The sequence below is a fragment of the Nocardioides acrostichi genome, from assembly GCF_015319165.1.
Lineage (GTDB): Bacteria > Actinomycetota > Actinomycetes > Propionibacteriales > Nocardioidaceae > Nocardioides > Nocardioides acrostichi.
The window spans coordinates 144,818-158,784 of record NZ_JADIVZ010000004.1; the positions used below are offsets into that span (position 1 = coordinate 144,818).

Below are 13,967 nucleotides of genomic sequence, written 5' to 3' on the forward strand. Positions count from 1 at the left end.
GCCCCCACGGGGTAGGCCCGTCGAGGGTCAGCCTTCGCTGTCGGGCGGCGCCTCGCCGAGGGCCTTGCGCTCGAGGTCGAGCACCAGCGTGCCGACGCGCCCGAGGGCCGACTCGAACCTCTGCCACGGCACGGCGAGTTCCGACGGTGCGGCGGAGTCGTCCTGACGTGCCACTCGGCTGCGCACCACGTGCAGGGCCAGGCGCAGCGCGGTGAGCGCGTTGTTCACGTCGTGGGCGGCCTGACGGATGCCCACCTCGTCCGGGTGCGCCCGGCTCGGAAGAACCTGCCCGTCGGGGTCACCCACGGAGTCCAGTCCGTCGTCGGCCGTCGCCGCACCCGCGATCAGTGGCGCACGCTCGGCCTCGAGGGCGATCCATCGGTATCCGGCGCCGCTCTCGGTGGCGATGTAACGCGGCGTCTGGGCATCGTCTCCGATCTTGCTGCGCAACGACCGCAGGTGGGCGCGCAGGGCAGCGCGCGTCTCGTCGCCGTGGCCGGAGTCCCACACCGTGTGCAGTAGCCACCGGTGGGTGAGCAACTTGCCGGGATTCGTCACCAGCGCCTCGAGCAGGCGGCGCTCGGTGGGCGTCAGGTGCACGGACTCCCCCTGGCGCGTGACGATCTGGTCGCCCAGGTCGATGGCGAGTTCGCCGAAGGTCCGCATGCGGCTGACCTCGTCGTCGGCGGCGGCCTGGGTGCGACGCAACAGCGCCCTCAGCCGCGCGACCAGCTCGTCGAGGCCGAACGGCTTCTGGAGGTAGTCGTCGGCACCTGCCTCCAGGGCGGCCACCTTGCGGGCGGCGTCGGTCATGCCCGAGAGGATGAGCACGGGCACGGTGGTCCAGGTGCGCAGAGTGCGTACGAGATCCAGGCCGTCGGTGTCGGGCAGTCCCAGGTCGAGCACGACCACGTCGGGCGCGGCGGTGGCGAGGGTCTCGAACCCCTCGCGCCCGTCGGCAGCGAGCAGGACGTCGAAGCCGGCGCGGGCCAGGGCCCCCCGCAGCGCCAGGCGCACCTGCGGCTCGTCGTCGATCACCAGGACTCGCGTCATGGGGCCAACCCTAGGGGTGCGAGACCTTCGCCCGGCACACGACCTTCACGACTTCTTCACTCCCTGGTGCCCAGGCTTCATGTCGGCCCGGCGGCGTATGGGGCAGGCTCTGTCACGGGTTCTGTGCCGGGATCCCCCCGATCCGACACCGAACCCACCTACTTCGAGCACCATGGGGTTGCGTATGGCACGAGTGCTGGTCGTCGACGACGACGACGACATACGGATGCTCATCGCGCTCACCCTCGAGCGGGCCGGCTACAGCGTGACCAGCGTCGCCGACGGCAACGATGCGCTGGCCGAGCTCGTGGCCGAGCACTACGACCTCACGGTGCTCGACGTCTGCCTGCCCGGGCTCGACGGCATCGAGGTGGCTCGGGCCCTGCGCTCCGCGAAGCCCGAGACGTCGCCCACCGTGGTCATGGTGTCGGCGATGACCTCGGCCGCCGACCGAGCGGCCGGCCGGGCCGCCGGCGCCGTCACCTACATGACGAAGCCCTTTCGTCTCGGAGACCTCGCCGACACCGTCGCGTCACACGTGCCCCCCGTGTGACCCCCGGCCATCGCCGTGCACCCGGCGGCATCCCGGCGCGATCGCCCGGTGACGTCGCCCTCACCACTGCGCCCGACTCTGGGGGGTGGCGGACTCGTCCTGCTCTCGGGCGTCCTGGTCGTGGTGGCGCTCTCGCTCACCGTCTCCGGCACCACCGTCGCCGTCTGGTGGCCGGCGTGCTCACCGAGCGCCAGCGGGCGCTCGACCGACTGGCAGAGCTCGACCGCGCCCAGTCCGAGTTCGTCACGACCGTGAGCCACGAACGGCGCACCCCCATGACGAGCGCCTACCACGAATCCGCAGGCCTCCTGCGCGACCGGAGCCTCGACGTCGAGCTTCGCCTCACTCCGCGAACCCACGTGCGAGGCGACCGCGACCAGCTGGTGCGAGCCGTGGTCGTCCTCTCCTCGAACGCGGTCAAGTTCACCCAGACGGCGGCCGGATCACGGTGGTCGTCGAGCGTCGCCACGACGACGCTCAGGCGGTCTCGGTCGTGTCCGTGACGGACACGGGCGCCGGAATCCCCGTCGAGGATCCTTTCCCGCGTGGCCGAGCGCTTCTATCGGGCCGAGCAGGCCGTCGTCGTCTCCACCCAGGGCACCGGCCTGGGCCTGGCGATCGACGTTTCGGTGCTCGAGGCGCGCGGCGCTCAGCCGCTGTGCCAGGCGGCGCTCACCCCGCCGTCGACGAGCAGGTTGGTGCCGGTGACGAACGATGCGTCGTCGCCGAGCAGGAAGTCGCACGCGGCCGCGACGTCGTCGGCCGTACCGATCCGCCCCGTACCGGACGCCTCGATCATGGTGCGCATGATCGCACCGCTCGGCCCCTCCAACTCGGCACGCCCCAGCGCCGTGGCGATGACGCCCGGCGACACCGCGTTCAAGCGCGTGCCCCGGCGGCCCCAGTCCAAGCTGCGCGCCGCGACGCGGGCGATGTTGGCCTGTTTGGCCAGCGCGTAGGCCTCCTCGCGACCGAGCGTGGCGGCCTCCAGGCCGGGGTGCGAGAGCAGCTCGCCGGTGGGCGCCAGCGCCAGATGACGGCGCAGATCCTCCGTCGGCTGAGGGAAGATCGACGCGGCCACGGAGGCGATCACCACCGCAGCGCCGCCCCCGCGCATCACCGGCTCGAAGGCGTCGAGCACCAGCGCGGTGCCGAGCACGTCGACGACGAGGATCTGCTCGACGCTGGCGTGCACCGGCGAGACTCCGGCCGTGTGCACCAACGCCACCACCGCGCCGAGGTCGGCGCACGCCGCGGCCAGAGCGTACACGGAGCTCGCATCGGCCACGTCGACCGCGAGCGGCGTCACGTCGTACCCGGCGTTGCCGAGCTCGGCCGCCCCCCGTTCGAGGATGCTCGCCGACCGATCGGCGATCAGGAGCCGGCGCCCGCGACCGATCCGGCGAGCGATGGCCAGCCCCATCTCGCCGACGCCGACGACGACGGCCGCGTCACGAGCCCTCGCGAGCGGACCGGGGGCGCAGTCCGTCATCGCGGACCCCGTCACGCCGCCGAGGTCGTGAAGGCGCCGCGTCCGCTGCCGGCCAGCCACTGGGTCCAGGGCACGTCGTAGTCGGCGTAGCCGTTGTCGCCCTCGGCCTTGCCGCGGGGCGAACCGGTGATCGTGACCGGATCACCCTGCTTCGACAGCTCGTAGAACCACTTCGCGTTGTCGTAGGAGAGGTGGATGCATCCGTGTGAGCCGTTTCCCGAGCCCGGGGACGGGTCGCCGGTGGAGTAGTGCAGGAAGGTGCCGGAGTTGGTGATCCGCACGTCCCACGGGAGCGTCAGGTCGTAGTAGTTCGGATCGTTCGGATCGCAGGCGATCTGGACGCTGCACGAGGTCATGCGGACCTCCGCCGCCTTGCTCACCACTGCCATGGTCCCGTCCCAGGACGGGAACTCGGGGCTGCCGGCATTGCTCGGCATGACCCGCAACACGTGCCCGTCGCGGCTGACGGTCGTGGTGTGGTGCACGACGTCGACGCGCGTGCGCACGTCGTCGCCGATGGTGTAGTCGCGGGTGTAGCTGTGCGTGCCGTAGCGGCCGTACCCGTCGGGCACGTGTGCGAAGTCGGCCACCATCGACACGTGCGTGTGTGCCGGCCAGAAGCCGCGCGGACGGAAGTCGACCCGACGGTCGCCGAACCAGTGCCAGGCGCCGCGCACCGGCACCGAGGTCTCGAGGTGGATGTGCCGCTCGATCTCGGCGCGAGCCGAGGCCTTCACCGGATCGGTGAACACGATGGAGAGGGGCATCGCGACGCCGACCGTGGTGTCGCTGAGCGGCGCGATGCTGTCGAGCAGCATCGGCGGCCCCGTGGGTGTCGGGCTGGCCGTCTGACTGGGCGTCTGACTGGGCGTCTGACTGGCCGTCTGACTGGGCGTTGCGTCGGGGGTGGGCGTCGCGGATGCCGACGCGTGCGGGTGCTTGCGGTGGGTGGGCACCGTCTGGCCGGCCGACCGCGCCTGCGCCGGACCGTCTCCGGGCAGGTCGCAGCCACTGAGCCCGGCCAGGGCGAGCAGCAGGACGGGGACGAGGAGCACTCTTCGGGTTCTCACGACTGGTGAGACGTTCACGCCTCGATTTTAGTTGTCTCGATCAACCCGAGAGGTGCGCCACGCTGGGCCAGGTCGGGGCTCAGCGTGGCAGGCCGAGAAGCCGCTCGCCCGCCACGTTGCGCAGGATCTGCGTCGTGCCGCCCGCAATGGAGAGGCAGCGGGTGTTGAGCTGTTCCCAGACTTCCGCGCCGAGAGGATCCTCGCCGCGGTCGCGGGTGTCGGCGAACAGCAGGCCATCGCCCCGGAGTCGCACCACCAGCTCGGAGGCGTCCTGGCGGCTGCGCACACCGAGCAGCTTCGAGACGCTCGACTCGGCTCCCGGCCCCTGCCCTGCGAGACGACGCAGTGTCGAGCGCACGCTCAGCAGAGAGCACACGGTGGCCAGGGCCACCGACCTGCCCACCTCGACCATCTCCGGGATCGACAGCTCCTGCTCCGCTGCGATCTCGACGGCCCGCTCGGTCGACGACGAGAGCCGCACGGTCGCCATCGCGACCCGCTCGTTGGCCAGCGTGGTGCGAGCCAGTCGCCACCCGTCACCCGGTGCGGCCACGACGCACTCGTCCGGCACGAACACGTCGTCGAGGAACACCTCGTTGAACAGCGCCTCGCCCGTGATCTCGCGCAGCGGTCGCACGTCCAGGCCGTCGCTGTGCGCCATGTCGACCAGGAAGTAGGTGATGCCCTGGTGCTGTGGCGCGTCGGGGTCGGTGCGGGCCAGGCAGATGGCCCAGTCGGCCTGGGTCGCCATCGAGGTCCACACCTTCTGGCCGGTCAGCCGCCAGCCGCCGTCGACCCGGACGGCCTTCGTGCGCAGCGACGCGAGGTCGGAGCCCGAGCCGGGTTCGCTGAACAGTTGGCACCACACCAGCTCGCCGAGCAGCGAGGGCCGTACGAACCGCTCCCGCTGCGCCTCGGTGCCGTGCTCGAGGATGGTGGGCACGGCCCAGGCCGCGATGACCAGGTCCGGGCGCGTCACACCGACCCGGGCCAGCTCCTGGTCGATGACGAGCTGGGTCACCGCGTCGGCCGCGCGGCCGTACGGCGTGGGCCAGTGCGGCGTGAGCAGCCCCGACTCGACCAGCGCCGCCCGGCGCTCGCCGTCGGGCAGGGCGGCGATGCGTTCGGCGTCCTCGCGCACGCCGGGGCGCACCGGCGCGTCGCGGCCCTCGAGGTCGACCTCGACCTCTCGGCGCACCCCTGCCGCCGCGCGGTCGGCCAGGGCCAGCGCGGAGGTGTCGGAGCCGGGCACCAGGGCGCGCGAGGCGAGGGCACGCCTCAGGTAGAGGTGCGCGTCGTGCTCGAAGGTGAAGCCGATGCCACCCAGGACCTGGATGCACGTCTTCGCCACGTCGACGGCGCCGTCGAGGCAAACGACCGCCGCCACGTCGGCGGCGAACGACCACTGCTGCTCCCCGGCTGCGGAGGCGGCACTGACGTCCCAGGCGGCGGCCGTGATGGCCTCGCAGGTCTCGAGCATCTCGACGCAGAGGTGCTTGACGGCTTGGAAGCTGCCGATCGGGCGCCCGAACTGCTCGCGCACCTGGGCGTAGTCGACCGCCGTGGCCAGGCACCACCGCGCCGTCCCGCTCGCCTCCGCCGCGAGCGCCGTCACGAGCAGCCGCCGGACCAAGGCGGTGTCGACGCTCGGCAGGGGCGCACCCTCGCCCGTCACCGTGCCGCGCGCATAGCGACGCGTGAGGTCGGGCCCGACGCAGGACTCCACGTCGAGGGCGTCGGCTGGCAGCAGGTGCCAGGCGTCCCCGACGGGCGCGATGACCTGCTCGGCGCCCGGCGCGTCGAGCACGGTGAGCCCGGAGGACGTCGGCACGGCCACCGTCACGAGCGATCCCACAGCCAGGCCGGCGAGCGCCGCGTGGGCGTCGTCGGTGCCGGCTCGCTCCAGAACCCCGGCGGCGACGGTCGGTCCGAGCAACGCGCCGGGCACGAGCTCGTGAGCGCACGCCTCGAGCACCACCGCCAGGTCGAGCGCGCCACCGCCACCGCCGCCGGAGGACTCCGCGACGGCGATCAGCGGGAGCCCCATGTCGGTGGCGCCCTTCCACGCGTCGGCGAACGCGGCGCCGGGCTCACCCTCGGCAGCACGCGCCAGGGTGGAACCGTCGAGGCTCGCCGCCCAGGAGCGCATCGTCGACGCCAGCTCGGCATGCTCGTCTGAGATCGCGATCGACATCCGTGCGCCTTCCCGTGGGCCGGCCGACCAGCCGGCAAAACTAGAACGTGTTCTCACTCTAACGTCTCGGCCGCCGGTCGCGACCGCTACTCTCGCCCGGTGACAGACGACTGGCTGACCCACGCCCGCGCCGCGAAGGGCTTCATGCCCGAGGACGAAGGCCTGCTGTTGCACCGCACCGCCCTGGCCCGCCTCCAGCACGGCCCGATGCTGGAGGTGGGCAGCTACTGCGGAAAGTCGGCGGTGTACTTCGGCGCCGCGGCCCGCCTCGTCGGCGGCCCGCAGGCCGTCGTGTTCACCGTCGATCACCACCACGGATCCGAGGAGAACCAGGCCGGCTGGGAGCACCACGACACCACCCTGGTCGACCCGAGCACCGGCCGCATGGACACGCTGCCCACCTTCCGGCGCACCATCGAGGCGGCAGGCCTCGAGGACGTCGTCGTAGCCGTCATCGGGCAGTCGACGACCGTCAGCGCGCACTGGCGCACACCGCTCTCGCTGCTCTTCATCGACGGCGGGCACGCCGAGGTGCATGCGCAGAACGACTACTCCGGGTGGGCGCACCACCTCATGGCCGGCGGGGCGCTGGTCATCCACGACGTGTTCGCCGACCCGGCGGACGGCGGCCAGGCGCCGTACCACGTCTACCTGCGAGCCCTGGAGTCCGGCTGCTTCACCGAGGTCGAGGCGCTCGGTTCGGTGCGGGTGCTGGCGCGGACCTCAGGGGCGGCCGGAGAGCCGGTCGGCTGACTCCGGCGAGGGGCACCCGCATTCCAGGGCGATCTCGGGGAACGGCCCCGCGAGCGAGGTGCCGCGCATGATGCCCGACCCGGGCGTCGACCCGCCGTGGGTCTCCCCCAAGGCGTCGACGGCCAGCACGACCGCTGCCGCGGTGTAGGTCGTCTGCTCATAGGGCCAGTAGACGTCGCTCGGCTCGTCGGTGCGACCGGTGTCGTAGACCCAGCCGGTCCAGTAGCGCCCATCACGCTCGCGCAGGATCTGCATGTCGCGCACGAGCTCGAGGGCGCGTCGTTGGTCCCCGATCGCATCGAGGGCCATGGCCAGCTCGCAGGTCTCAGCGCCCGTCACCCAGGGATTCGTGTCGACGCAGTGGATGCCCAGCCCGGGCACGACGAAGTCGCTCCACCGGCCGGCGATCCGATCGTGGGCGGGCGCCCCCCGCAGCGCGCCGCCGAGCACCGGGTAGTACCAGTCCATCGAGTAGGTGGACTTGTCGGCGAAGAGGTCGGTGTGGCTGCGCACGGCGTGGCCGAGCCGACCGCCCGCGAGCTCCCACTCCGGTTGCGGCTCACCCAGCAGCTCGGCCAGGGCGACCCCGGCGCGCAGCGAGTGGTAGATGCTCGAGGAACCCGTGAGCAGGCAGAAGTCGTCGACGGGCGTCCAGTGCATGCCGCCCCACTCGGTCTGCAGCGAGCAGACGAAGTCGAGCCCGGCCCGCACGCAAGGCCAGTAGCGCCGCACGAAGTCGAGATCGCTGCGCACCAGCCAGTGGTGCCAGAGCCCGACGGCGAAGTAGGCCGACATGTTGGTCTCACCGCGCGCGTCGTCGACGGCGTTGTCGACGATCTTCATGGGCCATGAACCGTCGGCGCGCTGCATGGTCGGCACCCAGGCGTAGGCGCGCTCGGCCGCATCGACCTGACCGCCCACGAGCATCGCCATGGCCGCCTCGACGTGGTTCCAGATGTCCACGTGCTCGCCCGTGGTCCACGGCACCGCCCCGCAAGGCTCCTGCATCGCGGCGATCGCCGCGGCCGTGTCGGCCACCTGCTGGGCGCTCAGGAGCCCGTCGACGTAGGGCAGGCGGCTCAGCGGCACCTCGGGCACGGCACTCACGCAGCCTCCGGCTTGCGGAAGTACAACACCATGCTCTTGCCGATCATCGGGTCGAGCACCTTGCCGGCCCACTTCAGGGCGGTCGGCTGCTTCATGATCTCCCAGACCAGCAGCCGGTGGTACGCCTTCGCCAGCGGGTGCTCGTCGTTCTCGACACCCACGGCGCACTTGATCCACCAGTACGGCGCGTGCAGGCCGTGCGTGTAGTCCTTGCCCTCGAAGACCATCGCGTCACCGGGCGTGCCGTCGTTGAAGCGCCCCGCCTTGGTCACCTTGTCGATGAGCTCGTGGTCGGTGTAGATGCGGATGTGGCCGCCCTCGGCGTTGTGGTAGTCCTCCGAGAGCTTCCAGTTGATGACCTCCGGCAGCCAGCGCGGCACCGAGATCGCCAGCGTGCCGCCGGGGCGCAGCACCCGCACCAGCTCCCTGATCGCATCGACGTCGGCGTGGATGTGCTCGAGTACCTCGGCCGCGACGATCCGGTCGAACTCACCGTCGGCGAACGGCAGTGCGAGAGCATCGCCCTGCTTGACGTCGGCCTCGGCGCCCGCGGGCACCTCGCCCGCCTCGGCCATCGCGACGAAGAGATCCTTGACGCCGGACAGCTCGTCGGCATCGAGATCGAAGGCGATCACATCGGCGCCGCGGCGGTACATCTCGAAGCTGTGGCGGCCGGCACCGGCGCCCATGTCGAGCACGCGGTCGCCCGCCTGGAGCCCGAGTCGGTCGAAGTCAACAGTCAGCACAGCGCATCCCTACCATCGTGGGTGTTCGAGTGTCTAAGCCGGGTCTTAGTGGGTCTGAGCCGGATTCAGGCGCGGGAGGACCACCGCGGTGCGCGGCGCCCCTTGCGGCCCATCCGGGGCATGGGCCCCTCAGCGTGCCAGGCGTCGACGACCTCCTGGTAGGAGGCCGCCACCTTGGTGGCCACCGCCTGCCAGCTGAAGAGCTCCTCGACCCGTCGTCGTCCGGCGAGGCCGTAGCGCTGCCGGCGCTCGGGGTCGTCGAGCAGCGCGGCGAGCGCGGCCTCGAGCTCGCCCACGTCGCCGGGCGTCACGAGGTCGGCGCACTCCCCGTCGGCGCCCACCACCTCGGGGATGGCCCCGGCCCGCGAGACCACCAGCGGCGTGCCGCAGGCCATCAGCTCGGCCGTGGGCAGCGAGAACCCCTCGTAGAACGACGGCACGCACGCGATCTCGGCGGACCCCATCAGCGCGACGAGTTCGGCATCGGAGATGCCGTGCACGAACCGCACGGAGTCGCCGATCGACAGCTTGTCGATGAGCTTCTCGGTGCGTCCCCCCGGCTTGGGCTTGGTGACGAGCAGCAACTCCACGTCGCGCTCGGTGCGCAGCTTCGCGAACGCCTCGAGCAGGGTCGCGATGCCCTTGAGCGGCGCGTCGGCACTGGCCATGGCGAGGATCCGACCCGGCACGCGCGGCGCAGTGGGCGGCCGGAACCCCTCGTCGACTCCGAGCAGGATCGTGCGCATGCGAGCGGGGTCGACGCCGAAGTCGGTCGAGATGTCGCGCTTGGAGGTCTCCGAGGGCGTCATGATCAGCCGCGCGGAGCGCGCCACCCGGCCCTGCATGCGCAAGAAGCCGTACCAGCGGCTCAGCGTGAACTTGCGCCAAGGGTTGCGCACCGAGGAGATATCGATGCGCCGGTCGAAGGTGATCGGGTGGTGCAACGTGGTGATCAGCGGCAGGAACTGCTCGATGTCGAGCATGCCGTAGCCGAGCACCTGGTTGTCGTGCACGATGTCGAAGTCGCCGGCCCGTTCGCGCAGGATGCGCGCCACCCGACTGCTGAACGTCTTGGGCTCGGGGAAGCCCGCGGCGCACATGACCGCGAACTCCTCGACATCGATGCGGTCGCGGAACTCGCGCGGCTTCGGCACCCGGAACGGGTCGGGCTCGCGGTAGAGGTCGAGGCTCGGCACCTTGGTGAGTCGGACCCCCGGGTCGAGCTCGGGGTAGGGCTGGCCCGAGAGCACCTCGACCTCGTGACCCTGCGCGACGAGCTCGCGGCTGAGGTGTCGGATGTAGATGCCCTGGCCACCGCAGTGCGGCTTCGAGCGATACGAGACGAGCGCCACACGCACTTCGGTGGTCTCCCTTCACCCGGAACCCGGGGAGCTTCTTCTCAGGCGAGCCGGACCCACCTGGGGCGACACACGAGCGGAACACGATAGGAACTGGAACGTGTTCTGATCCTAGAGCATGGTCCGCTACCCTCGCAGGGACGATCACACCAGGTCAGGAGTACACCCGCGGTGACCACCAGCAACGCCCTCACCGGCGACGACCTCGGCTCGGCCTCGCAGCGCGAGCGCCGTCGCCGCATCCTCGACGCCACCATCGACCTCGCCTCATCAGGCGGTTTCGACGCAGTGCAGATGCGTGGCGTAGCCGACCGCGCGGACGTCGCGCTCGGCACCCTCTACCGCTACTTCCCCTCCAAGATCCACCTGCTCGTCTCGGCGCTGAGCGTCGAACTGGAGCGCACCGAGGAGATCCTCTCGACGCGATCGCTCGAAGGCGACACCGCCGCCGACCGGGTGATCGAGATCCTCAAGCTCGTGAGCCGCGGACTCCAGGGCGACCCGCACCTCACCGAGGCCCTCACCCGCGCGTTCATGTTCGCCGACGCCTCGGTGCAGACCGAGATCCACCGGGTGGGCCTGCTGATGACCTCGATGCTCGCCCGGGCCATGCACCCCGAGTCCCCGGCCGCCGACCAGCTCTCCGACGACGACATCGCCATCGCGCGCGTCATCGGCGACGTGTGGCTCTCCGCGCTCGTCGCCTGGGTCACCGGTCGTTCGACGGCACGCGAGACGGCCGGGCAGATCGAGGTCGCCGTCCGACTGCTGCTGCGCGACTGACCTTCGTTCCGAAGCCGGGCCTGTCTCACACCGCCGCGACCGGTCGGTCGACCAGCGGCAGCCGCACGACGACGTCGGTGCCGCCGTAGCGACCGGCCTCGATCGCCACAGCGCCCTGCTGCATGCCGACGAGATGGCGCACCACGGAGAGCCCGAGCCCGAAGCCACCGTCCTTCTCGGCGCGCCGTCCGCGCTCGAACTCCTCGAAGATGGTGGCGAGGTCGGCGGGGTCGATGCCGCGGCCACGGTCGGCCACCACGATCTCGGCCCACCCGTCGCGGACGCCGAGGTGCACGTCGATCTGGGATCCCGCGGGTGAGTACTTGGCCGCGTTGCCGATCAGGTTCACGAGCACCCGCGCCAGGGCGTCGCGGTCGATGCGCGCGACGACGTCGGTGTCGTCGACCCGGACCGTGTGCTCGGCGATCGCCGCGCCGAGGTCGGCGACCGTGTGGCGGACGAAGTCGCCGAGAGGGACCGGTCGGAGGTCGACCCTGAACCGGCCGGACTTCAGCCTCGAGTAGTCGAGCATGAGGTCGACCAGCCGCATCAGCCGCACGGCGTTGGAGCGGATCCTCTCGGAGAAGTCGCGCAGCATCGGATCCTCGAGCTCGGAGGAGATCAGGGAGGCATAGCCCTCGATGCTCGTCAGCGGGCTGCGGAAGTCGTGCCCCACGCCCGCGAGGAACGTGGCACGCGCCTGCTCGAGCTCGTGCTGCTCGGAGAGGTCACGCGTGACCTTGATGAATCCGAGCAGGGTGCCGTCGTCGCTCCTCAACGCGGTGATCACGACGTCGCCCCAGAAGCGGGTGCCGTCCTTGCGGACTCGCCAGCCCACGTGCTCGACGCGTCCCTCGGCGGCGGCCTCGGCGAGCAGTCGGTCGGGCAGGCCGTCGTCACGATCGTCCTTGGGGTAGAACACCCGGAAGCTCGAGCCGATGATGTCGTCGGCGGCGTAACCCTTGACCAGCTCGGCCCCGGCGTTCCAGGAGCGCACCACTCCCTCGGGATCCAAGGTGATGATGGCGTAGTCGCGCACCTGACCGATCAGGTCGAGCTGGTGCACGCTCATCCGCCAGGCGTCGGTGTCCACAGGGCTACGCTAGCCAGACACGGGCGAACGCGTGCGGAGTCGCGGCAAATCCACCCACTCTCATGTGGTCTTCATCCGTGCACTCACCCGCCGAAGGCGTGCGTGGCGGTGACACCGCCGTCGCATGCGATCTCGGCGCCGTTGATGTAGGTGGACTCGTCACTGGCCAAGAACACGTACAGCGGCGCGACGTCGTCGGGGAAGCCGACGCGTCGCAGCGGGATCTTGGTCGCGCCGTACTCCATCGCGGCGTCACCGCCGTGCACCCGGGTCATCGGGGTGTCGATCATCCCGGGGTGCACCGAGTTCACCCGGATGTTGTGCGGCCCGAGCTCGTGCGCAGCACCCTTGGTCATGCCGCGGATCGCGAACTTCGTGGCGCCGTAGGCCACGCACCCACTCATGCCGCCGAGCCCCTCGATCGAGGAGGCGTTGATGATCGAGCCTCCCCCGGCCTTGCGCATGCCGCGCGCGACGGCGCGCATGCCCAACATCGTGCCGCGCTGGTTCACCCGGTACATCAGGTCGGCGTCGTCGAGATCCTGACGCTCCACCTGGCCGAACCGCAAGATGCCGGCGTTGTTGGCGAGCACGGTGACCGGGCCCCACTGCTCGGTGGTCTCGGCCACCAGCGACGCCCACGAACCCTCGTCACTCACGTCGTGATGGGCGAAGCGCGCCATGCCGGGGTGGCCCTGCGCCAACTCCTCAGCCAGTGCCTGGCCGGGCTCGTCGGCCACGTCGGCGAGCACGGTGCGGGCGCCCTCCTCGACGAAGGACCGCGCGATGGCGGCGCCCTGCCCCATGGCGGCACCGGTCACGATGGCGACCTTGCCGGTCAGCCGTCCTGCTTGCGTCATCACACACCCAACTTCATGATCGAGTCGGCCGAGAAGCCGACGGAGGGGTCACGGTCGGCGAAGTAGCCCCCGAGCTGTGCGTCGAGGTCGTCGGCGTCCCAGAGTCTCCCGGTCTTGTCGAAGCGCCGCTCGACGACCGGTGCGGCGACGAGGGCGACCATGCCGCCGTAGACGATGAACACCTGACCGGTGATACGCGACGCCGCGGGCGAGGCCAGATAGGCCACCACCGGAGCGACGTGGTCGGGCGAGTAGGGGTCGACCTCCTTCCCGGACTCGTCGACACCGAACACGTCGGCAGTCATCGCCGTCCGGGCCCGTGGGCAGATCGCATTCGCACGCACGCCCGAGGACGCCAGGGCGCGCGAGGCCGAGACGGTCAGGGCGGCGATGCCGGCCTTGGCCGCGGCGTAGTTCGCCTGGCCCGGAGGGCCGGCCAGGAAGGCCTCCGAGGCGGTGTTCACGATGGCTGCCTCGACCGGGGCACCCGTCGACTTCGCTTGGCCGCGCCAGTGCGCGGCCGCGTTGCGGGTGAGCAGGAAATGCCCGCGCAGGTGCACCGCGAGCACGGCGTCCCACTCGTCGTCGGACATGTTGAACAGCATCCGGTCGCGCGTCATGCCGGCGTTGTTGACGACGATGTCGAGCGAGCCGAACCCCTCGACCGCGGCCCTCATCGCCGCGTCGGCGGTGGCACCGTCGGACACGTCGCCGGCCGCTACGTCGGCCTCGCCACCGAGGGACCGGATCTCCTCGGCAGTCGCTTCCGCTGCACCCGGCAGGTCGTTGAGGACGACGCGTGCACCGGCGCCCGCCAAGGCCAGGGCCTCCGCCCGGCCGAGGCCGGCGCCCGCGCCGGTGACGATGGCGACCTTGCCCTCCAGTGAGGTGGTGCTCATCTGGCG

The 13,967-nt window shown here is 71.1% G+C and carries 14 protein-coding genes; 4 read left to right on the forward strand and 10 right to left on the reverse strand.

What is annotated here, in order from left to right; translation table 11 throughout:
- Positions 1–27: 27 nt before the first annotated feature.
- Complete coding sequence (locus ISG29_RS10525; protein WP_194503381.1) at positions 28–1,053, reverse strand: response regulator transcription factor; 1,026 nt, start codon at positions 1,051–1,053, stop codon at positions 28–30.
- A gap of 184 nt (positions 1,054–1,237) precedes the next feature.
- Here ISG29_RS10525 and ISG29_RS10530 point away from each other — a divergent pair, with 184 nt between their 5' ends.
- Positions 1,238–1,606: a response regulator gene (locus ISG29_RS10530; protein WP_194503382.1), complete on the forward strand. Its 369-nt coding sequence runs from the start codon at positions 1,238–1,240 to the stop codon at positions 1,604–1,606.
- Between the two features lie 167 nt (positions 1,607–1,773).
- Positions 1,774–2,109, forward strand: coding sequence for a histidine kinase (locus ISG29_RS10535; protein WP_194503383.1), 336 nt, complete (start codon positions 1,774–1,776; stop codon positions 2,107–2,109).
- 146 nt (positions 2,110–2,255) lie between these two features.
- On the opposite strand, the gene ISG29_RS10540 is transcribed toward ISG29_RS10535, so the two are convergent.
- The 3 genes from ISG29_RS10540 to ISG29_RS10550 form a co-directional block, all read right to left on the reverse strand.
- Positions 2,256–3,098 carry an SDR family oxidoreductase gene (locus ISG29_RS10540; RefSeq protein ID WP_194503384.1) on the reverse strand — a complete coding sequence of 281 codons (843 nt, stop codon included), beginning with the start codon at positions 3,096–3,098 and terminating at the stop codon, positions 2,256–2,258.
- Between the two features lie 11 nt (positions 3,099–3,109).
- Positions 3,110–4,153, reverse strand: a complete 1,044-nt coding sequence (locus tag ISG29_RS10545; protein WP_328828744.1) for an Ig-like domain-containing protein — start codon at positions 4,151–4,153, stop codon at positions 3,110–3,112.
- Between the two features lie 94 nt (positions 4,154–4,247).
- Positions 4,248–6,362, reverse strand: coding sequence for an acyl-CoA dehydrogenase (locus ISG29_RS10550; protein ID WP_194503385.1), 2,115 nt, complete (start codon positions 6,360–6,362; stop codon positions 4,248–4,250).
- Positions 6,363–6,461: 99 nt separating this feature from the next.
- On the opposite strand from ISG29_RS10550, the gene ISG29_RS10555 reads away from it, so the two are divergent.
- Positions 6,462–7,115 carry a class I SAM-dependent methyltransferase gene (locus ISG29_RS10555; protein ID WP_328828746.1) on the forward strand — a complete coding sequence of 218 codons (654 nt, stop codon included), beginning with the start codon at positions 6,462–6,464 and terminating at the stop codon, positions 7,113–7,115.
- On the opposite strand, the gene ISG29_RS10560 is transcribed toward ISG29_RS10555, so the two are convergent.
- The 3 genes from ISG29_RS10560 to ISG29_RS21620 all read right to left on the reverse strand — a co-directional run bounded on the left by ISG29_RS10560 (position 7,086) and on the right by ISG29_RS21620 (position 10,320).
- Positions 7,086–8,222, reverse strand: coding sequence for a prenyltransferase (locus ISG29_RS10560; RefSeq protein WP_194503386.1), 1,137 nt, complete (start codon positions 8,220–8,222; stop codon positions 7,086–7,088). The genes ISG29_RS10555 and ISG29_RS10560 overlap by 30 nt on opposite strands.
- Complete coding sequence (locus ISG29_RS10565; protein WP_194503387.1) at positions 8,219–8,968, reverse strand: class I SAM-dependent methyltransferase; 750 nt, start codon at positions 8,966–8,968, stop codon at positions 8,219–8,221. The genes ISG29_RS10560 and ISG29_RS10565 overlap by 4 nt, the downstream gene beginning before the upstream one ends.
- A gap of 65 nt (positions 8,969–9,033) precedes the next feature.
- Positions 9,034–10,320 carry a glycosyltransferase family 4 protein gene (locus tag ISG29_RS21620; RefSeq protein WP_328828749.1) on the reverse strand — a complete coding sequence of 429 codons (1,287 nt, stop codon included), beginning with the start codon at positions 10,318–10,320 and terminating at the stop codon, positions 9,034–9,036.
- Positions 10,321–10,497: 177 nt separating this feature from the next.
- Here ISG29_RS21620 and ISG29_RS10575 point away from each other — a divergent pair, with 177 nt between their 5' ends.
- Entirely contained in the window at positions 10,498–11,109 is a 612-nt protein-coding gene (locus tag ISG29_RS10575; RefSeq protein ID WP_194503389.1) for a TetR family transcriptional regulator, read from the forward strand.
- A gap of 25 nt (positions 11,110–11,134) precedes the next feature.
- Here ISG29_RS10575 and ISG29_RS10580 read toward each other — a convergent pair whose 3' ends face one another.
- From ISG29_RS10580 to ISG29_RS10590, 3 genes are all read right to left on the reverse strand, one after another.
- Positions 11,135–12,202 (reverse strand): PAS domain-containing sensor histidine kinase, encoded by a 1,068-nt coding sequence (locus tag ISG29_RS10580; RefSeq protein WP_194503390.1) that lies wholly within the window; start codon positions 12,200–12,202, stop codon positions 11,135–11,137.
- Positions 12,203–12,285: 83 nt separating this feature from the next.
- The gene (locus ISG29_RS10585; protein ID WP_194503391.1) at positions 12,286–13,062 is read right to left on the reverse strand and encodes an SDR family NAD(P)-dependent oxidoreductase; all 777 of its coding nucleotides are present in this window, start codon (positions 13,060–13,062) and stop codon (positions 12,286–12,288) included.
- Positions 13,062–13,961: a 3-oxoacyl-ACP reductase gene (locus ISG29_RS10590; protein WP_194503392.1), complete on the reverse strand. Its 900-nt coding sequence runs from the start codon at positions 13,959–13,961 to the stop codon at positions 13,062–13,064. Before ISG29_RS10590 ends, ISG29_RS10585 begins: the two co-directional genes overlap by 1 nt.
- Between the last annotated feature and the right edge of the window lie 6 nt (positions 13,962–13,967).